The 19,363-nt window shown below is 45.4% G+C and carries 13 protein-coding genes, 1 other RNA gene and 2 pseudogenes; 3 read left to right on the top strand and 13 right to left on the bottom strand.

The window, feature by feature from the left end:
• Positions 1-94 precede the first annotated feature (94 nt).
• Positions 95-884 (bottom strand): annotated as a pseudogene (locus ACFORK_RS26735) (sensor domain-containing protein).
• Positions 885-1,185: 301 nt separating this feature from the next.
• On the opposite strand from ACFORK_RS26735, the gene ACFORK_RS26740 reads away from it, so the two are divergent.
• The gene (locus tag ACFORK_RS26740; RefSeq protein ID WP_379204893.1) at positions 1,186-1,545 is read left to right on the top strand and encodes a collagen-like triple helix repeat-containing protein; all 360 of its coding nucleotides are present in this window, start codon (positions 1,186-1,188) and stop codon (positions 1,543-1,545) included.
• Positions 1,546-1,843: 298 nt separating this feature from the next.
• On the opposite strand, the gene ACFORK_RS26745 is transcribed toward ACFORK_RS26740, so the two are convergent.
• Both ACFORK_RS26745 and ACFORK_RS26750 read right to left on the bottom strand, forming a co-directional pair.
• Positions 1,844-3,562 (bottom strand): restriction endonuclease, encoded by a 1,719-nt coding sequence (locus ACFORK_RS26745; RefSeq protein WP_379204896.1) that lies wholly within the window; start codon positions 3,560-3,562, stop codon positions 1,844-1,846.
• Between the two features lie 377 nt (positions 3,563-3,939).
• Positions 3,940-4,920, bottom strand: coding sequence for an amidohydrolase family protein (locus tag ACFORK_RS26750; protein ID WP_379204898.1), 981 nt, complete (start codon positions 4,918-4,920; stop codon positions 3,940-3,942).
• 321 nt (positions 4,921-5,241) lie between these two features.
• On the opposite strand from ACFORK_RS26750, the gene ACFORK_RS26755 reads away from it, so the two are divergent.
• Positions 5,242-5,781: a hypothetical protein gene (locus ACFORK_RS26755; RefSeq protein ID WP_379204900.1), complete on the top strand. Its 540-nt coding sequence runs from the start codon at positions 5,242-5,244 to the stop codon at positions 5,779-5,781.
• Positions 5,782-6,022: 241 nt separating this feature from the next.
• Here ACFORK_RS26755 and ACFORK_RS26760 read toward each other — a convergent pair.
• Positions 6,023-7,379 (bottom strand): annotated as a pseudogene (locus tag ACFORK_RS26760) (IS3 family transposase).
• Between the two features lie 176 nt (positions 7,380-7,555).
• The gene (locus ACFORK_RS26765; protein WP_379204902.1) at positions 7,556-7,918 is read right to left on the bottom strand and encodes a hypothetical protein; all 363 of its coding nucleotides are present in this window, start codon (positions 7,916-7,918) and stop codon (positions 7,556-7,558) included.
• Positions 7,919-8,727: 809 nt separating this feature from the next.
• On the opposite strand from ACFORK_RS26765, the gene ACFORK_RS26770 reads away from it, so the two are divergent.
• On the top strand, positions 8,728-9,174 hold the full coding sequence (locus tag ACFORK_RS26770; RefSeq protein ID WP_379204904.1) for a DUF1905 domain-containing protein: 447 nt from the start codon (positions 8,728-8,730) through the stop codon (positions 9,172-9,174).
• A gap of 199 nt (positions 9,175-9,373) precedes the next feature.
• Here ACFORK_RS26770 and ssrA read toward each other — a convergent pair.
• From ssrA to ACFORK_RS26810, 8 genes are all read right to left on the bottom strand, one after another.
• Positions 9,374-9,738, bottom strand: a transfer-messenger RNA (tmRNA) gene (ssrA, locus tag ACFORK_RS26775).
• 199 nt (positions 9,739-9,937) lie between these two features.
• Positions 9,938-10,417 carry an SsrA-binding protein SmpB gene (gene smpB / locus ACFORK_RS26780; RefSeq protein WP_379204906.1) on the bottom strand — a complete coding sequence of 160 codons (480 nt, stop codon included), beginning with the start codon at positions 10,415-10,417 and terminating at the stop codon, positions 9,938-9,940.
• Positions 10,418-10,759: 342 nt separating this feature from the next.
• Positions 10,760-13,636, bottom strand: coding sequence for a ribonuclease R (gene rnr, locus ACFORK_RS26785; RefSeq protein WP_379204909.1), 2,877 nt, complete (start codon positions 13,634-13,636; stop codon positions 10,760-10,762).
• Between the two features lie 260 nt (positions 13,637-13,896).
• Positions 13,897-14,130 carry a preprotein translocase subunit SecG gene (secG, locus tag ACFORK_RS26790; RefSeq protein WP_066375641.1) on the bottom strand — a complete coding sequence of 78 codons (234 nt, stop codon included), beginning with the start codon at positions 14,128-14,130 and terminating at the stop codon, positions 13,897-13,899.
• A gap of 298 nt (positions 14,131-14,428) precedes the next feature.
• Positions 14,429-15,715, bottom strand: coding sequence for a phosphopyruvate hydratase (eno, locus tag ACFORK_RS26795; RefSeq protein ID WP_379204912.1), 1,287 nt, complete (start codon positions 15,713-15,715; stop codon positions 14,429-14,431).
• Between the two features lie 73 nt (positions 15,716-15,788).
• Complete coding sequence (gene gpmI, locus ACFORK_RS26800; protein WP_379204915.1) at positions 15,789-17,333, bottom strand: 2,3-bisphosphoglycerate-independent phosphoglycerate mutase; 1,545 nt, start codon at positions 17,331-17,333, stop codon at positions 15,789-15,791.
• A gap of 2 nt (positions 17,334-17,335) precedes the next feature.
• Complete coding sequence (tpiA, locus tag ACFORK_RS26805; RefSeq protein ID WP_379204917.1) at positions 17,336-18,088, bottom strand: triose-phosphate isomerase; 753 nt, start codon at positions 18,086-18,088, stop codon at positions 17,336-17,338.
• 24 nt (positions 18,089-18,112) lie between these two features.
• A complete protein-coding gene (locus ACFORK_RS26810; protein WP_379204919.1) occupies positions 18,113-19,294 on the bottom strand; it encodes a phosphoglycerate kinase in 1,182 nt (393 codons plus the stop codon).
• Positions 19,295-19,363: the final 69 nt, after the last annotated feature.

The following is a 19,363-nucleotide window of genomic DNA, read 5'->3' on the forward strand; positions in this document are numbered from 1 at the left end:
AAAGACCCCCATTGCGGGGATCGTAAGGTTAGGTCTATTGTACTGACAGTTGGAAACATAGGGGTTTTCCTAATATCTATAAAAACTCCATATTCTAAAGCTCTCTATAGGCTGGCTGCATCAACCCTTGAGTGGACTGGTCCTTGGTAATCATAATATTGCGACTGAACGGAATCATACATTGGCGCTTCTACTTGGACTGATGGCTGCTGGTATGCCTCATCCACATACATGATTCTGCGCTGAATTTGCATGAGGCCATTCACGATGCGAAGCGCAATCCAAAAAAGTACAAGACCAACACCTACGTACAACAGATATTGCTGATTGTAGGTCCAATCTATGTGGAAGTAATTAAACAAGCCATGCTCTAAAATATCCAGTTGCATTTCATTCATCAAAATAATATGCACGGCTGGAAGAGCAATAAAGCCTAGTCCTAATGAAATCACCGTTACCATAATCACAAAGAATACAATGCCTGTAACAAATCTTAGGAATACGAGCAGCAAATTTCGAATGAATAACCCGCCGTCAAACCCTTTTACCATTCGCTTCAACCAGTTCTGTCCAGCGTCAGACTGTTGGTTGTTATTATACGAAACAGGCTGAATCGGCAAGCCTAAAATTTGTCTAATCATACTTTGTTCAAATTTTACAATCCCATCTAACAACTTAGCTACTCCAAAAAACAACGGGATCCCGATAAATAATGGAGTTAAACCGATGGATAGTACAACTCCCGTTATCGCTACTGTAAGATAGATAATCCCTAACGGAAGAGATATTAAAAAATAGAGGATTGTTGCATAAGTTTTCGGGTTAAAAAGCACCCAATTCACCTTACCTGTTGGCTCCTTTGCAGTCGCTTCTGTTGCGTTCATATTCAAACACTCCTTTGCTTCATTAGTCACGTTCTTCGCAATAAATTAATTATAGCCGTCTCATTAACCTAACATAACCGTCTTAGGGGGTGTTTGTGCCTAGACTTTAGGCTAGGACTAGTCCTGGTAGGATGAGCTTTTGACAGCAATGACGCTATATCACACACCTTCAAATGCTATAAATTTATGCTAAACGTTCTATCCTCTGCAGAATGCATAAAGAAATATGGCGTGCGCCCATTCACTTATCTCCGCTCCTACATACAATGTGTTAGCCCATCCATTAAGGAGTGACGAGATCATGTCATTTTTAACACCGCCAAGTACCCCAGGATTTCCAGGGCAGCCTGGACAGCCAGGATTCGCAGGGCAACCAGGATTCCCAGGACAGCCGGGGCAGCCGGGGTCCGCGGGACCCAGCTCCCCTCCCCCGGGATTCATCCCTCAGCAACCTGCAATTACCCCCTTTGCTGTCGACCCCGGAGCGATTGCTGGTTGTTTATTTCGGAATACGTACATTTGGCTTGTGAATAGAAACCAATTCTGGTTTTTCCCCGTTTTCGTAGGACGCACCTCGGTTGCAGGATTTCAGTGGAACGGAAGGTTCTGGGTGTACACCGGATTTGATTTGAATTTGATCCAATCGTTTACGTGTTTCTAAAAGAACTCGAGGAAAGCTCCGTTCCAGTAGGAACGGAGCTTTTTGTGTTTATGGCTGATTCTGTAGAGGCATTTATAAAATTAAAGAACGAAAAAGACACCCTTTGAGGTGTCTTTTACTGGCACTTTATATGGAGCTGAGAGAGTTCAACCCCTGCCCGAAAATAACGGCACATAAGTTTCTGCGAGTGTAGTGGCAATTTTTATGTCACCTAGGAACTTCCCGTCACAGAATTTCGAAAGAGTAACATGCCCATTTAATTATAAGCTTCCTAATGATAAAAGGTTCTATGCCCTTTTTACTTATCTGCCAATATCCGTTTGGCTTCCCGAAGATCGATCCTTGCTCGATGCCCATGCTTCTCTAGGAGGTGTAATAAATTTGAACCATTTAATAATGTAAGTGGCTTTCCTTTGGCAAATTCATATGCATCTGGGCCGTAATCAGCAGTAGAAACAAGAATTCCTTTTGTCGCACCTTCATTAACTACAGTTCCATATAAATCACGAACCGCAGAAAGTCCCACTGTATTTGTATATCTTTTTGCTTGAATTACGATTTTCCCGCCTCTAATCGGGTCAGGATCAAACGCAACCGCATCAACTCCACCATCTCTGCTTGCTTGCGTAACTTTAACCTCACCGCCATTAGTTTGGAACTCCTTTTCAAACAATTCCCTGATTAGATGTTCAAAATCTTCCCAATCCATTGCAGCCAAATTCGTTGTTTCATCCAAATGATTTGCTACATTGTAACTCTCAACAAATCGCTTATCCGTTTTACTGATTTGGAGTATTGGGTTGACGGGGCTAAGTGCACTAAGTTTACTACCAGCAACACCTTTTAAGCTCCTAAAACACATTTTCGGATCAACGTTTGCCAAATCAATAACTCTAAACTCTTCTTTTTTTACTTGGATTGTTAGTATACAATTGTTTTCTTCTTTTCCAGTAGCTTTATTAATGGCTGTGACCCACCCGTTGAATGAAATTGCGTCAATCGCTTCCGCCTTATCCGCTTCGAACAGTTCATGCAAAGTTCGTAAACTTATTTTATACATTGACTCATCAAACATCTTCTGAATCTGGTTTTCTGAATGATAAGCTTCTTTAAGTTCTTTCCTCGTTGCAATATATTTAACTTCTTTCAACAAAGGGAAACAATCGACCGAAGGCAATTGATATTCAACAATAAGAATTTTATTCTCAGGATTGTACTCCAACTCATAGCTCTTCGGAAAAGTCTCTGGATATTGGGAGTTTTCAAGCACCATTTCACAATATTCAATAATTGAGGCTTCGTTTTGCTCAAAGTAGGAACTCTTCATCTCTTCTATTTTATTGTTGAAAACTTCTTGTTCCCTCTCAAATACTTCTTTCCTACCTTCCCATTCTTTGGCCTTCTCCTGCCATTGTTGAGTTTCCAATTCGTACTCTTGATCCAATAAATTATTATAGTTATCCGTCTCTGACTTTTGTCTCTCCCAATGAGCTAGTGCCATAACGTGCTTGTTGTCATAATCTTTTATTTTTTGTTCTTTTTTTGATTTAAGTATTTTCTCTAATAGAGTAAAAATAGGTGTCTCTTTTATGGGTTCTTGCAAGTATTCCTTCTTCATCTTTGGAGATGGTTGAGATGGATATTCTTCAGCATATTTATCGTATCTTTTTAGAGAATTCCAATTAATAGCATCATCAATAGTCAATGTGTGTATCAGAAGACTATCAATAGCTCTAATTGCTTCAACTGCTTCCTCTGTCCTTTTAGCCGCCTCGTCAATACTTGCTTCCTTTTCTTCTAATATCCGTTGTCTTAAATCGATTTTCTCCCACTTTTCATTCCACTTTTCAATCTGCAGATCTACTTTATTCTGAAGAATGGCCAGATCAGGAGCGGATATAATCTTGTGTTCTTTTAACCCTTCGTCGAACATTTCAATAGAATATTTAATAATTCTAGTACCCGCTACATTCCAATGCTCCTCTGCATATCCTACATTGATACGTTTTCCTTTCACAGTACCCCTCCATCTGCTACTTCAATACGTTGGAACCATACTATATTATTTCAATATTCTCCATATTCCCCAATTTTCCTCCTGTATTATACAGAATAGAGACACTTAATCGAAAAACAAATTAAATCAAACAATTACAGGTAGGAGCAGTTACAATGCACGCAATAATTAGAACTCCCTTTGATAAACACAGAACAATGATGGTATGACTTCTCATAAAAATCAGCGGAACCAAGTTGGAAAAGCGTAATAAAAAAGCGACCCAGTTAAGATCGCTTATCTGATACTTCATATGAAGCCGAGGGGAATCCAACGACTGTCCGAAAAAAACGGCACGTGAGTTTCTGCGAGTGTAGTCATCTTCTCTTAACCAGCAGTTACTCTCTCAGGCCTGTCAGACGAATTTCGTTTAGCTCCCCCGGTGTCATTAATCCCGATTTGTACAGGTTCATATACTCCTGTGATACGCTTTGATTAAAAATCAACAAATCATCGGTATTAAGGGTCACCGGAACTCCATAATCACAAAGCTTACGAATGGGGTGGCTGCCGTAATTCTCCACAACACCTAGCATAATATTGCTTGTTGGACAGACATTCAATTGAATATGATGATCGGATAGCCACCTCATGATCTGAGGCGAGCGGGCTGCCGCAATCCCATGATGGACCTCCTGAAGCTCCAACTCCTCGGCCGCCTCCAAAACATCATCAGCGGTCCCGAACTCTCCCACATGCGCTTTAAGAACCAATCCCGCAACATTTGCCGCCCTGTAGATGGACTTGAAGCAGGTAATGGTCTGAGCAAATTCATCACCGCAAATATCTATCGACCGAAACCAACGGCAAGCGAATATAGCATCTAGTCGTTCATACACTTCATCTATCTTACAGCCACGATCCAAAGCCAGCTCCGGGAGAAACCTCGTTTTAGGAGCAAACCGGCGATGAAAATCATCCATGATCTGTACAAATGGCTCCATCCCTCCCAAGGAATCAATCTCGTCAATCCCAAAGCTTAACGCCAATTTTTCGATATGATCCTCGGCTGCCTGTACAAAGGAAGCTTCGAGGCGTTTCAAATAACCTTGGATACCAGGGCAATGGCGTTTCACATTTTCAACAAACCAGCTCTGCATTCCATGTAACGATTGAAATGGCTCAATCGGCGGTTGAATATTGACGTTGGCCCACTCACTAATATATCGAATCGACCCTCCACGTCCAGCGTGGTTGTGCAAATCGCTTTTCGGTATGACTTGCAGCCCTGAGAGTGAATCATTCGTCAAGCTATCTATAAATACTTGGTTAATAGAGAAGTCCTCAAGTCCTATTAGCACTCTCAACAATCCCTTCAAGATATTGGAATGTAACAAACTTATATTCCCATACCAAGAACTCACTGTCAAAGAATTTTCAGCTGTTTCGCATTCAGTCCGGACTACAATTTAGTCACGACATGCTTCACATATAGAACCCCTCCGTATGTGCAAATTGCACCGTGATGTGTACTTGCTGTGTCCTCCTCATCACTCGCACCTGCGATGCAAACTTGCTGATTAATGGATACAACATCTACGGATTGTGCACCTCGTGACGATCCAGTAACACAAATGGGCTAATGTGCATAGACTGGGCTTGAATATAAACCAGATTCTTTTGCATTGGAGATGTGAGAATTGAGTAATACAAAAACTAAGGATAAAGCTCAACAAATTCCTATGAAAAAGCTTTCTCACGTTAGCATTGTAAGGGAACTCCCCCCTGTCCGTGATATTGTAAGGACCTCCTCCTCGAATCCTACGCCCACAGATCATAAAAAGTGCACATCATCAGCTATCGATGCATGCGTAGATCGAGCTTTTCGAATTCCTATATTTTTGAGTACAACAAATACGGTAAATGACCTGCAAGGACAGTTTTTAGACCGGCTTATTACTGAAATTGAAGAGGCATTGCTCTTTCCCCGCACATTGCCCGTAAGCGAACAATATCCGGAGAACATCCTGACGAATATACGACGTTTAGTTTTTTCAAGCTATGGTTTGCTCGCGATCAACTTCCACAAATTTTACGTCGAAATTCTCCAATCCAATGTGGGACAACCGCCAAAGACCACCCCGTTCTGGGAAGGATCTACTTTTTCTCAAATCGAGCTTGCCATGGCTTTTCAATTCGGAATTCCAATTTTATTAGTTAGAGAGAAGGGACCGACGTAAACAATGGAATATGGGCTGGAGGAATCACACCTCTCAACATATTCGTTGATTGGGATTCCGGCAGCCAGTCCATAGACGATTTCTTTAACAGCATTCAATGGAGAGAGGTCTTTGCGAATTGGGCTGCGGAGGTAAGGGGTAACTATTTACTCAGGACGGAGCCTCTGTTCAATAATCAACACTAGTTAAAACACCACAGCCATAAGTGAAGTGACCCCATAAAGTTAGACAGGTTATATGATTAGGCGATTCGTTGGGCATGAGTTCGGTACTGTACCGGACTCATGCCTTTTAGTTTTGCCTTAATTCGCTTGTGATTGTAATAATCCATGTATTTTGATAGCTCTTGTTTAAAATGTGCGATGCTTTCAAATTCCTTTAAATACAGAAATTCAGATTTCATGGTGCCAAAGAAGCTTTCAATGACGGCGTTATCGTAACAGTTACCTTTGCGTGACATACTTTGCTTGATACCATGTTCTTTTAGGGCATGACGATAGGGTTTCATCTGATAATGCCAGCCTTGGTCAGAATGAATCAGGAGTTTATGTTCATCAGTTAATCGCTCGAATGCTTGATCTAACATCGTGGAGACCAGGGAATAGACCGGTCTTGATCCAATCGTATATGTAATAATTTCGCCATTATATAGATCGAGCATGGGAGATAAATATAGTTTTCTCCAAATAATTTAAACTCTGTTATATCCGTAACCCACTTCTCGTTCGGCTTTTCAGCGTGAAAGTCACGTTCTAATATATTCGGTGCAATCTTGCCAACTGTGCCTTTATACGAACGGTATTTCTTCATGCGTACAAGACTCTTTAATCCTAATGCTTTCATCAAACGTTGCACCTTCTTATGATTCACACGGTGCCCACGATTGACTAACTCATCTCGAATTCGGCGATAACCGTAGCGCCCTTGGTGCTCCTTATAAATCGCTTGAATCAATTCTGTTAACTCGACATCTTTGTCTGGCCTACCGAACGTTTTTACCGCGTAATAATACGTGCTACGAGGGATAACCGCTAGCTGCAGGAGTGCTTTCACCGAGAAGTCGTTCCTTAGTTCATAGACTACTTGCGCTTTGTCTTGTTTGGTGATTTTTCCTTGTTTTGAACTAAGGCATTCAACTTTTTTAAATACGCATTCTCCATACGCAAGCGTTCTACCTCTGCCTGTAAGGCCTCTACAGACCCTTCTACTAACGGTTGATTCTTTTGTTCATTTGAACTCTTTTTCATGGAGGGACGCCCCTTTTTCTTTGATTGTAGAGCGTCTATTCCATGTATTTCTAAGCTTCTTTGCCAGCTTAAAATGGTACTATGACTCGCAATATTAAATACCGCAGCCGTTTCTCTAACAGACGTCCCATATTCGTTCATATAATGAAGTACGTCTAGTTTATCTTGTGCGCTATATGATGTATAGCCCTTTATAAAAGCTTCTTCACCATGATGCTCATACTGCCTAATCCAGTTTGAAAAAACAGAATGGTGGACTTCTATGGATTGGGCAATGATTTTCAAGCTTTCCGATCCATTTTTATAACGCATTATTGCTTGTAATTTTTCATCTATACTAAACTTAGTCACAGAAAAACTGCACCTCCAATGTTAGATGGTGTCTAACAAATGGGGTGCAGTTCATAAGGCTGTGGTGTTTGGTTTTTTAGAATGGCCGAGTGGAGTCGCGTCTCTATACAAATGTAACGGCACATAAGTCTCTATGAGTGTAGCTGCACTTCAATCACAAATAACACAAAACCATGCTATAGTGAAAAATCGGTAACACCCTTTTTATAGGCATATTTCAAAGTATATCTTTCTTCTTTTCCGTAGGGCATTGTAGCAATTTTTATATGAGTATAATCAAGCCTGCTGTCTCTTAAAACTCTTTTTACCAAGGCTATACTCTGTTCTTCTTCCGTAATGATACAAAATATATTAAGGGCATACTTTTTCGGGTCGGAAATGCATTTGCCCATATCAAAACCATCAACATAGCCTAAATTAGCATCTGCTAGCGATATCTCCAAGTATTCCATTACTTTATCTCTTAACCAGTGGTCACGTTGACTTCCTTTTGCACTTTTCAAAGGATACTGTACCACTAACCAAAATTTTTCTCTCATTCAGATTCACCAGCCTATTTACAGGTAATAAAAAAGCCAAATGCTTTTGGTCATACTTCTCCTTCAAGGGATTTACATAATTCATTATAACAAAGGAACTTTGTAAAAGGGACTGCATATTAAAAGCAGCAAAATTACCATCCTCATGCAGATGGTTTTCATGGTGGAGCGGAGGATAGTCGAACCCCTGACCGAAGGTAACAGCACATAAGTTTCTACGAGTGTAGTCACAGTTTTGACGTCACCCGAGAATCGCCCCGTAACCGGCTACACGTTAAACCAGCCTAATCTTCTTTCGTTGACCCTAGGCGGAAACCAGACAGCATATCCCACTATTTGTTAGCTCCTATCCTTGTCACATGGACAGTTATTTCATAATTTTTCCATAATATTTGCTGAAAAAAGGAAGGTTTGGGTAGTTGAGAACAAGAATAAAGTTAAGATTCTAAATTTAGTGAAATGAGTTGATGAGCATGAGTGACAAGTTGGTACCATCTTAAGAAGACAGCTTGATTTGAAAGTAGAATGTTGAAGTATCTCATCGAAGTAAGGCCTAAATATTTTTGGATGGGTGCCAAGTAAAGACCTAGAAAAGGTACGTAGAAGATATTGAGTGGTTCGAAAGTTTTGATGAAATCAATGACGGCTGAGTATTGGAACCATGCGTACTATACGAAGAAATAACTAAAACTGATATAATCCTAATGCAAATTCAACATGTTGAATTCAAAACACCCAGAAGCAGTGAAGCGGCTATGATAACGGGAAAAATTGAAAGTAGCCTTTTACAATGAGGAGTGTTGTCTAATATGGATTATGAATTTGATAGTGAGATAAAGCTACTGGAAGGTAAAATGAAATGGAAGGTCGTTTATTTCCCATTTTCCGTAAGCGAACTATTTAATACTAATGGTAAAGTACCTATTCAAATCTTCGTTGACGGGCACGAGTTTGACCATACGCTGTTACCATCTAAGAATGGGCATTATTTTGTGTATAATGAATTTATTCGAAGAGCAGTACAAAAAGAGTTAGGTGATAGACTCCATGTAAGACTTAAGAAATGTGAGGGAAACCGTAAACTTGTTGTGCCTGATTACATTACTAAAAACCTCGAAGAGTACCACATTTTGAATACATTCCTAAAGCAGCCTGATTATATTAAGCGAGAGCAGATAAATTATATTGAGCTTGCTAAAAAGGAAGAAACAAAGAATAACCGAATGCTAGCTTTAATCAATAAACTTAAAGATTAATAAACGAGTGTGATCAAAGGCGAGAGCATTGTATGATCTAGATGAACAAAACAGATATGCTGAGATTCAGATTCGGAATGATAGATATGTGAAGAACGCAGATACTATGCCAACCAATAAGATTGACTTCCAGAGAGTTTTCTGTAGAATACGCGAAAATAAAAAAGCGACCTTAGTGGGTCGCTTTTTCTAATACTCCATATGGAGCCGAGGGGAGTCGAACCCCTGTCCGAAGATAACGGCACATAAGTTTCTACGAGTGTAGTCACAGTTTTGATGTCACCCGAGTATCGCCCCGTAACCGGCTATACGTTGGGTCAGCCTGATTATCTTCTTCCGTTGACCCCAGGCGGAGACCAAGCGGCGTATCCCACTACTAGTTAGCCCCTATCCCTGTCACATGGGCGATGCAGGGTAGAAGCACGCACACAGGTTATTAAGCTGCGAAAGCGTAGTTGTTTTGTTGTTTGCCGTTTAATAGGCTTTAGCGTTGATGAAGCGGACGCGTCCCCACTACTCGCTGCTCATGCTCGAACTACCCCCGTCGAATCCAAGAACGGCCCCTCATTAAAAAGGGCGCTTCGGATTAAGCGGATCATTCAGCAAGAGAGATCCAATCCACAGCTTCTTTATCAGAAGACTGTTTAGAAGCGAATCAATTACTTTACTTACACAGTATATCACATTTATCAACACTTTAACACGTAGGTTAAAGGAATTGAAGGTTTAAACTGGAACTGCTGCAAACAACGTACCAACGAGACTATCTGGCAATCTTCTGCTTCTCACGCAGTGCACGTTGAATATCGCGTTGTGCATCTCTTTTAGCTGCAGAATCACGCTTGTCAAATTGCTTCTTACCTTTACCAAGGCCAATTAACAGCTTCGCATAGCCATTGCGCACATAGATCTTCAGCGGCACGATGGAGTAGCCATCTTGCTTCGACAGACCAAGCAGCTTGTGAATCTGTGCTTTATGCATCAATAGCTTACGTGTACGGGTAGGATCATCAGGATTGGAACGGTTGCCCTGTTCAAAAGGGCTGATATGCATATTGTGAATGTGAATCTCACCGTTACGAATCGTAGCGAAAGCATCCCCAATATTGGCGCGGCCGTTACGAAGCGATTTGATCTCTGTTCCCGTCAGCACCATTCCAGCCTCAAAGGTGTCCTCGATAAAATAATCATGGGATGCTTTTTTGTTCTGGGCGAGCACTTTCCCGTCTGCCTTTTTACCCATGAGAATCACTCCTTGAATCATATTTCATAAGTTTAAAATAACCGCTATCGCTTTCTTGTTCAAAAGCACGATTATCAGAATATCAGAATTATATTGTAACAAATGGAATCCACGGAACGCAAGGAAGTTGGCAGGGAGTCTCTAATCTATTTTTTACGAGTCTTTGCATTTTGGAATTTACCTATCTTTGTGACTTAGGAGCATGATATCGAGCTTCATTACTGCGCCAAGACCCTTCAGATAACCAACTGCGTTTCTGCTACTGAAAAAAGAACGCCGTTCCCTGCAAACAGAGAACAGCGTCTTAATAAATACCTATTCAGCAGCTTATTGCGCTGCGATCTATTTCTTTTTCTTCTTCCGGCTCTTGCTCGCGCCATCTTTACCGCTACGTTTAGAGGCTGCCAGCTCCGAGGTTTCCACGTTGCCCGGGGTCACGGCTTGTCCGATGAACACGCCGCCCTTGTTTTTTTTCTTGCGGCGTCCTTTGCCTTCGGAACCTGCACTTGCGCCGCGATCCTCCCGGCTGCGGAACTTCGTGCTGCTGTCCACGCCGCGGAAATCGCTGCGGCCGTTGCGATCATGGCCGCTGCCTGGCGCGCTGTAGCCGCCCTTGCCGGAGCCGAAGCTGAAGTTGATGCCTCCACTTCGGCCCTGCTCCTTCGCGCCGCCAGCGGTGCGCTCGGCGCCGTCGCTGCGCTCTGCACCCGCGCTCACGCCGGGAGCGAGCACCGCTGCTGCCCGGCTCGCATCCTCGCCGGCCCCTCGGCCGCCGCGTTTGCGCTTGCCGCGGCCACCGCCAGCCGCGCCGCTTTCAGCACCGCGCGGCATTTCCCAGGCGCGTGCACCCGCCGCGCCTGTCTTCCCTTTTCCGGCCTTGCCAGCATCGGCCGTAACACCCGCGCCCTTGCCTTTGCCAGCTCTGCCAGCATCGGCACCTGAGCCGGGCTTGCCTTTGCCGCCACGGCCCTTACCACCGCCGGCCTTACCGCTGCCCGGCTTGTTGAACCCGCCTGGGCGGCCGCCCTTGCCGCCGCGGCCACCGCTAAAACCACCGCTGCGGCGCTCGCCTGCCGCGCGCGGCTTCATATCGACGAGCTCGAAGTCGATCGTGTGGTCGTCCATGTTCACACGGGCGACCCGAATCTTCACCTCATCGCCGATACGGAACACCTTGGAGGTGCGCTCACCGATGAGCGCCATATGGGCTTCGTCGAAGTGGTAATAATCATCCGTCAGCGCACTGAGGCGAATGAGACCTTCGACGGTATTTTCCAGCTCGATGAACATCCCGAAGCTGGTCACACTGCTGATCATGGCGTCGAATTCCTCGCCCACCTTATCCTGCATGTACTCAGCTTTCTTAAGCTGCTCCGTATCCCGCTCGGCCTCTACAGCAACGCGTTCACGCTCAGAAGACTGCTGAGCAATGTCTGGCATCCGGGTAGCTAGGTATTCCTGTCTCTTCGGAGTCAGCACACCGCCGCCTTCAATCACCTCACGCATCACCCGGTGAATGACCAGATCGGGATAACGGCGAATTGGCGAGGTGAAGTGGGAGTAGTATTCCGCGGCAAGGCCGAAGTGACCTGTACTTTCTGCATCATATTTGGCCTGCTTCATCGAACGAAGCATCATCGTGCTAATGACCGTCTGTTCTTTCGTACCGCGAATCTCCTCCAGGAGGTTCTGCAGCGCACGCGGGTGAACAGAGTTGCCCCGACCTTTGACATGATGACCGAAGTTGGCTGCAAAAGCCATAAAGTTCTGCAGCTTCTCCGGGTCCGGATCTTCGTGAATCCGGTACAGGAAAGGAACCTTCAGCCAGTGGAAATGCTCAGCCACCGTCTCATTGGCTGCCAGCATGAATTCTTCGATAATTTGCTCGGCGACAGAACGTTCCCGTTTTACAATATCTACAGCCTTGCCGTTCTCATCAACAATGATCTTGCTCTCTTCAAAGTCGAAGTCCACTGCCCCGCGCCGCATCCGTGCATCACGCAGCTTCATGGCTAGCTCTTTCATGAGGCGGAAGTCTTCAATCAGCGGACTGTAACGCTCCAGCAGCTCAGGATCTTCCTCTTCCAGAATTCTGCGAACATTTTTATAAGTCATCCGCTCTTTAGTACGAATAACGCTCGTGAAGACATCATGCTTCACAACCTTCATATGCTCGTTGAACTCCATCTCACAGGACATCGTCAGACGATCCACCTGCGGATTCAAGCTGCAAATCCCGTTCGACAGTCGGTGCGGGAGCATTGGAATGACCCGATCCACCAAATACACGCTGCATCCGCGGTCATACGCTTCTTTATCTAGCTCTGAGCTCTCACGTACATAGTAGCCGACGTCCGCAATGTGTACGCCCAGCTTATAGTTTCCGTTCGGGAGCCGCTCTACGTTGACTGCGTCATCAAGGTCCTTCGCATCCTCACCGTCAATGGTAACGATGTTCAGACCCCGCAGATCGCGCCGTCCTTGCTGAATGATCTCTTCTTCGGTAATGGCATCTGGAGCAGCGTTTGCTTCCGCCATAACCTCCTCCGGGAAAGCCTCTGGCAATTGATGCTTCCGGATAACGGACAAAATATCGATGCCCGGATCATCCTTATGCCCGAGAATTTCGATAATTTCCCCTTCTGCTGCCGAACGGCCCTCTGGATAATTCACAATGCGTACAACGACTTTCTCGCCGTCCACCGCCCCATTGAAGGACTCCCTGGGAATAAAAATATCCCGGTTAATCCGTTTATCATCAGGCAGCACGAAACCATAGGCATCCAGACTTTGAAATACACCTACAGTCTGTAGCACACCTCTTCTGACAATCCGTACAACCTCACCTTCCATCCGTCCACCGGACGGACTCTTGGAGCTAACGCGCACCAGTACGATGTCGCCGTTCATGGCTCCCTTAAGATCGTTCGCATGAATATATACGTCAGGATGTTCCCGATCATCGGGGATGAGAAAAGCAAAGCCCTTGGCATGTGCTTGCAGTCGTCCGCGCAACAGATCCATCCGCTCCGGCACGCCGTAGCGGCCATGGCGGGTCAGCACCATCCGGCCGTCCTGTTCCAGGGCAATCAGCAGCTCCTCGAACGCTTTGAACTCGTTGCTATCTTCCAGAGCGAAATGGCTCACCAGTTCGTCGTAAGTCATCGGTTTGTAGGCTGTTTCACGCATAAAATCAAGTAGTATTTCCTGTGTTATCATCTGTTCCTTCACCTCGGCCCTCCGCGGCTCCGTAGCCGCTGGCATATATGTATGGCTTGTCCCTTAGGATAAATATGCCGCAAGTAAAATTTACCTTTACCTACTTCATACCCTAGTATACACGAAATCAATCCTCGGCATCCCTAGAACTGTAATCTGGACGTTAAGTCGGGACAAAAAATTCAAATATACAACAAAAAAGCCTTCGCTCTGTTCCATTCAGAAGAGAGCCAAGGCTTTGCATTTACATTATAAGAAGTCTAGTCAACAAACACAGCAACAAGGATTGCCATGATGAAGAATCCAGCTGCCAGACCAACTGTTACACGTTGCAGTACGAGTTCCATACCACGTGCCTTTGTTTTACCGAAAAGATGCTCAGCACCGCCGGAGATGGCACCGGAAAGACCTGCGCTTTTCCCCTTTTGCAGAAGAACGACCGCAATCAGACCGATCGAAAAAACAAGGAGCAATACTTTCAAAAAGATATCCATTCACTTCCACCTCCTACGTCTAAGCATCCATAATCTATAGGCATTTAGGACTCACGAATCTTAAACAGCATTTTTATTTTATCATAACAACCGGGGTAATACAACCAGTAAGACCATAAGTTCCTTGGAAATCCGGCGATTTGCAGCAAGTTAACGTGTGAAGCGTCAGAGACATTTTCCCTACACAGCCACGTCTATGGAAAATGACTTCGCACTAACGTCCTATGACCACTCTCTAACGAAAAAAAGACCTGCCGAAAGCGGCAGGTCTACTGTACACCTCTACAAGAGAAGTGAATTATCTTTTAAGGTTGTAGAAGGATTTCAGGCCGTTGTATTGAGCCAATTCACCCAACTCATCTTCGATGCGAAGCAATTGGTTGTATTTAGCAACACGGTCTGTACGGGAAGGAGCACCTGTTTTGATTTGGCCAGCGTTAGTCGCAACTGCGATATCAGCGATGGTGCTATCTTCGGATTCACCGGAACGGTGAGAGATAACTGCTGTGTAACCAGCGCGTTTAGCCATTTCGATAGCATCGAAAGTTTCAGTCAATGTACCAATTTGGTTAACCTTAACCAAGATGGAGTTACCGATACCTTTTTCGATACCTGTTGCAAGACGCTCAGTGTTTGTAACGAACAAGTCGTCACCAACCAATTGAACTTTGTCGCCCAATTTTTCAGTAAGCAATTTCCAACCATCCCAGTCGTCTTCGGACATACCGTCTTCGATGGTGATGATTGGGTATTTATCAACCCAAGAAGCAAGAAGGTCAACATACTCAGCGGAAGTGTAAGATTTACCTTCGCCAGCAAGTGTGTATTTACCGTCTTTGTAGAACTCAGTGGAAGCAACGTCCATACCCAGGAATACGTCAACACCTGGTTTGTAACCTGCTTTTTCGATCGCTTCGATGATTGTAGTGATTGCTTCTTCGTTCGAACCAAGGTTCGGCGCGAAACCACCTTCGTCACCAACAGCTGTGTTCAGACCTTTGGAGCTAAGTACGGATTTCAGGTTGTGGAAGATTTCTGCACCAACGCGAAGAGCTTCTTTGAAGCTTGGAGCGCCTACAGGAAGAACCATGAACTCTTGAACGTCGATGTTGTTGTCAGCATGCTCACCACCGTTGATGATGTTCATCATTGGTACTGGAAGAGCTTTAGCGTTGAATCCGCCAAGGTATACATACAAAGGTACATCCAAAGCATCAGCAGCTGCGCGAGCTACAGCCATGGATACTGCCAAGATAGCGTTAGCGCCGAGTTTACCTTTGTTAGGAGTACCATCAAGGGCGATCATCAATTTGTCGATACCCAGTTGGTCAAGAGCGTCCATACCGATAACTTCTGGAGCGATGATTTCATTTACGTTCTCAACAGCTTTCAGAACACCTTTGCCGAGGAAACGGGATTTGTCGCCATCACGAAGTTCTACAGCTTCGTGTGCACCAGTGGAAGCACCGGAAGGAACGATAGCGCGGCCTTTAGCGCCGGATTCAAGGTAAACGTCAACCTCAACAGTAGGGTTACCACGGGAGTCAAGGACTTCGCGAGCATATACGTCAGAAATAATAGTCATGTTAGTTAATCTCCTTTTATCGTTGGTATAGTCTTAATCTTGCTTTATTAAACGTTCCAGCGCCGAATGAAGCTTACTTACGGCTGGCAATCATGGATTGTCCGGTCATTTCCGCAGGTTGCGGAAGGCCCATCAAATCCAGAATAGTTGGTGCTACATCCGCCAAGATGCCGGAATCGCGCAATACAACATTTTCATCGGTGAGGATGAACGGTACAGGATTAGTAGTGTGTGCCGTGAACGGACGACCTTCCTCGTCAAACACCATATCCGCATTACCGTGGTCAGCGATAATAATCGCTACGCCGCCCTTGGCAACAACCGCATCTACTACCTTACCTACGCACTCATCTGTTACTTCAACAGCCTTGATGGTCGGCTCCAGCATACCGGAGTGTCCAACCATATCAGGATTGGCGAAGTTCAGAATAATAGCATCTTGTCTGTCCGCTTCGATCTCCGCTACGCAGGCTGCAGCCACTTCGTATGCGCTCATCTCCGGCTTCAAGTCATAGGTTGCTACCTTCGGCGAGTTAATCAGAATACGGGTCTCCCCAGGAAGCTCTTCATCGCGGCCGCCGCTGAAGAAGAAGGTTACGTGCGGATACTTTTCAGTCTCTGCAATACGCAATTGCTTCTTGTTATTCTGTACCAGCACTTCACCTAGCGTATTATCCAGGTTCTTCGGTGCGTAGGCTACGTATCCTTGCACCGTTTCGCTGAATGTCGTTAGGCATACGAAATGCAGGTTTTGCGGGAACAACGGGCCCCGATCGAAGCCGCGGAAATCCGCATTGGTGAATACTTGCGACAGTTGAATAGCACGGTCTGGACGGAAGTTAAGGAATACGACGGAATCGCCACTTTCTACCGTTGTCAGAGGCTTGCCTTCGCTGTCCACGATTACACTTGGCTCTACGAATTCGTCAAAGACGGAATTCTCGTAGGAAGCGGTGATCGCTTGCAGTGCGTCGGTGTATTTCGGACCTTCACCATACACCATGGCACGGTAAGTCTTCTCTACCCGTTCCCAACGTTTGTCGCGGTCCATCGCGAAGTAACGTCCGGATACGGTAGCGATATGGCCTACACCAACTTCTTCGATCTTGGCCAGAAGGTCCGTAATGAACTTCTTACCACTGTCAGGCGCTACGTCGCGGCCATCCATGAAGGCATGGATGTACACGTCGTGCATATCTTCCTTCTTCGCCAGATCAAGCATCGCGAACAAGTGTTGAATATGGCTATGTACCCCTCCGTCGGATACAAGCGCGTACAGATGAAGCTTTTTACCGGTTGATTTGGCGTTTCTTACAGCCGCAACAAGCGTCTCGTTATCGAAGAATTCTCCGTCACGAATCGACTTGTCAATACGGGTAAGATCCTGGTATACAATCCGGCCGGCACCAATATTAAGGTGACCCACTTCAGAGTTACCCATTTGTCCTTCCGGCAGACCCACAGCTTCACCGCAAGCGGTTAGCGTGGTGTTCGGATATTGTTTCAGGTAACGGTCGTAGTTCGGCTTGTTGGCTTGGGCAACAGCGTTGCCTTCATCCGTGCCGCGCAGACCGAAACCGTCCATGATAATTAACGCTACAGGTCTTGGTGCTGACATTATTACTTCGCCCCCTCAACCAGGGCCACGAAGGAATCAGGTTGCAGACTGGCACCGCCGACGAGTGCGCCGTCGATGTCGCTTTGACCCAAGTACTCCGTTACATTCTCAGGCTTCACACTGCCGCCGTATTGAATGCGAACTGCATCAGCTGTTGCTTCATCGTACAGACCTTTTACAAGGCTGCGGATGTAGGCAATAACTTCATTAGCGTCCTGGGAAGTTGAAGATTTACCGGTACCAATCGCCCAGATTGGCTCATAAGCGATAACCACTTTAGCTGCTTGCTCAGCGCTAAGGCCTTGGAATGCAGCTTCAGTTTGAACTTTACAAACGTCTTTGGTTTGGTCAGCTTCACGCTCTTCGAGCTTTTCGCCTACACATACGATTGGAGTAATGCCGTGACGGAATGCTGCGTGCAGCTTCTTGTTCACGATTTCGTCTGTCTCGCCAAAGTAAGCACGACGCTCGGAGTGGCCGATGATAACATAATCCACACCAAGATCGCTAAGCATTACGCCGCTGATCTCGCCTGTGTAAGCTCCGTTATCTTCGAAGTGCAGGTTTTGTGCGCCAATCTTGATGTTAGTACCTTTTACTGCTGCTACCAAAGCAGGCAGGTTAGTGAATGGAGCGCAGATTACAGTCTCTACGCCTTCTACTTCTGCTTTGCCTTTGATGTCTGCGATAAAGCTTTCCGCTTCCGGAACAGTTTTGAACATTTTCCAGTTGCCGGCGATAATAGGTGTTCTCATGGCTTGGTTGCCTCCTTCTACGTCTTACTTATCGTTAAGTGCTTCTACGCCAGGAAGAGCCTTGCCTTCCATGAACTCCAGGGATGCGCCACCGCCAGTGGAGATGTGATCCATTTTGTCAGCCAGATGGAATTTCTCTGCTGCCGCTGCGGAATCACCACCGCCGATTACAGTGTAACCTTCTGTAGTTGCGCAAGCATTAGCTACTGCGAGTGTACCTTCAGCAAACTTGTCGATTTCGAATACGCCCATAGGACCATTCCATACAACCAGCTTGGAGTTTTTGATTACATCTGCATAGATTTCACGAGTTTTCGGTCCGATATCAAGACCTTCCCAGCCTTCTGGAATTTCATTGAAAGGAACAATCTTAGTGTTGGCATCAGCACCGAATTTGTCGGCTACTACAACGTCAACTGGCAGCAAGAAGTTCTTGCCAAGTGCTTTTGCTTTCTCGATGAATCCAAGAGCAACATCCAGTTTCTCGTTGTCCACCAGGGAAATACCGATTTCATAGCCCAATGCTTTAGTGAAGGTGTAGGACAAGCCGCCACCGATCAGGACATTGTCAGCCAGAGTCAGCAGGTTGTCGATTACGTCGATTTTGTCTTTTACCTTGGAACCGCCGATGATGGCAGTGAAAGGACGTTCCGGATTGGACAATGCTTTACCAAGTACGGACAATTCTTTCTCCATAAGTAGACCCGATACCGCTGGCAGGAAGTGAGCGATACCTTCTGTGGATGCATGTGCACGGTGAGCCGCGCCGAAAGCGTCATTCACGAACAGGTCAGCCAGTTCTGCGAACTGCTTCGCCAGTTCAGGATCGTTCTTCTCTTCACCAGGGTAGAAACGAACGTTCTCAAGAACGAGAACATCGCCTTCGCCAAGCTCAGCGATTTTAGCTTTAACAGCTTCACCAATCGCTTCATCTGCTTTTGCCACTGGTTTGCCGAGCAGCTCGGACAGACGCTCAGCAGCAACTGTCAAACGCATGGAATCTACGAATTGACCTTTAGGACGGCCCATATGGCTGGCCAGAATGACCTTTGCACCGTTCTCGATCAAGTATTTAATCGTAGGTAGCGTTTCACGGATACGAGTATCATCTGTAATCTTACCATCTTCTACAGGAACATTGAAATCGACGCGCACGAATACGCGTTTACCCTTTACTTCTACATCACGTACACTTTTTTTGTTCATGACAGTTTCCTCCACACCCATAGTTTATCCGAACAGGAATTACAAGGAATGCATTTAGAAAGAGCGGAA

Origin of the sequence: Paenibacillus sp. GCM10012306 (genome assembly GCF_042649265.1) — a bacterium.
In the GTDB taxonomy this organism is placed as follows: Bacteria; Bacillota; Bacilli; order Paenibacillales; family Paenibacillaceae; genus Paenibacillus_AQ.

What these genes read in the sequence shown, in the direction of transcription:
- ACFORK_RS26740 (WP_379204893.1), top strand. Translation starts at nt 1,186, where the DNA reads ATGTCATTTTTAACACCGCCAAGTACCCCAGGATTTCCAGGGCAGCCT.
- ACFORK_RS26765 (WP_379204902.1), bottom strand. Translation starts at nt 7,918, where the DNA reads ATGAGAGAAAAATTTTGGTTAGTGGTACAGTATCCTTTGAAAAGTGCA.
- ACFORK_RS26770 (WP_379204904.1), top strand. Translation starts at nt 8,728, where the DNA reads ATGGATTATGAATTTGATAGTGAGATAAAGCTACTGGAAGGTAAAATG.
- smpB (WP_379204906.1), bottom strand. Translation starts at nt 10,417, where the DNA reads ATGGGTAAAAAGGCAGACGGGAAAGTGCTCGCCCAGAACAAAAAAGCA.
- rnr (WP_379204909.1), bottom strand. Translation starts at nt 13,636, where the DNA reads ATGATAACACAGGAAATACTACTTGATTTTATGCGTGAAACAGCCTAC.
- secG (WP_066375641.1), bottom strand. Translation starts at nt 14,130, where the DNA reads ATGGATATCTTTTTGAAAGTATTGCTCCTTGTTTTTTCGATCGGTCTG.
- eno (WP_379204912.1), bottom strand. Translation starts at nt 15,715, where the DNA reads ATGACTATTATTTCTGACGTATATGCTCGCGAAGTCCTTGACTCCCGT.
- gpmI (WP_379204915.1), bottom strand. Translation starts at nt 17,333, where the DNA reads ATGTCAGCACCAAGACCTGTAGCGTTAATTATCATGGACGGTTTCGGT.
- tpiA (WP_379204917.1), bottom strand. Translation starts at nt 18,088, where the DNA reads ATGAGAACACCTATTATCGCCGGCAACTGGAAAATGTTCAAAACTGTT.
- ACFORK_RS26810 (WP_379204919.1), bottom strand. Translation starts at nt 19,294, where the DNA reads ATGAACAAAAAAAGTGTACGTGATGTAGAAGTAAAGGGTAAACGCGTA.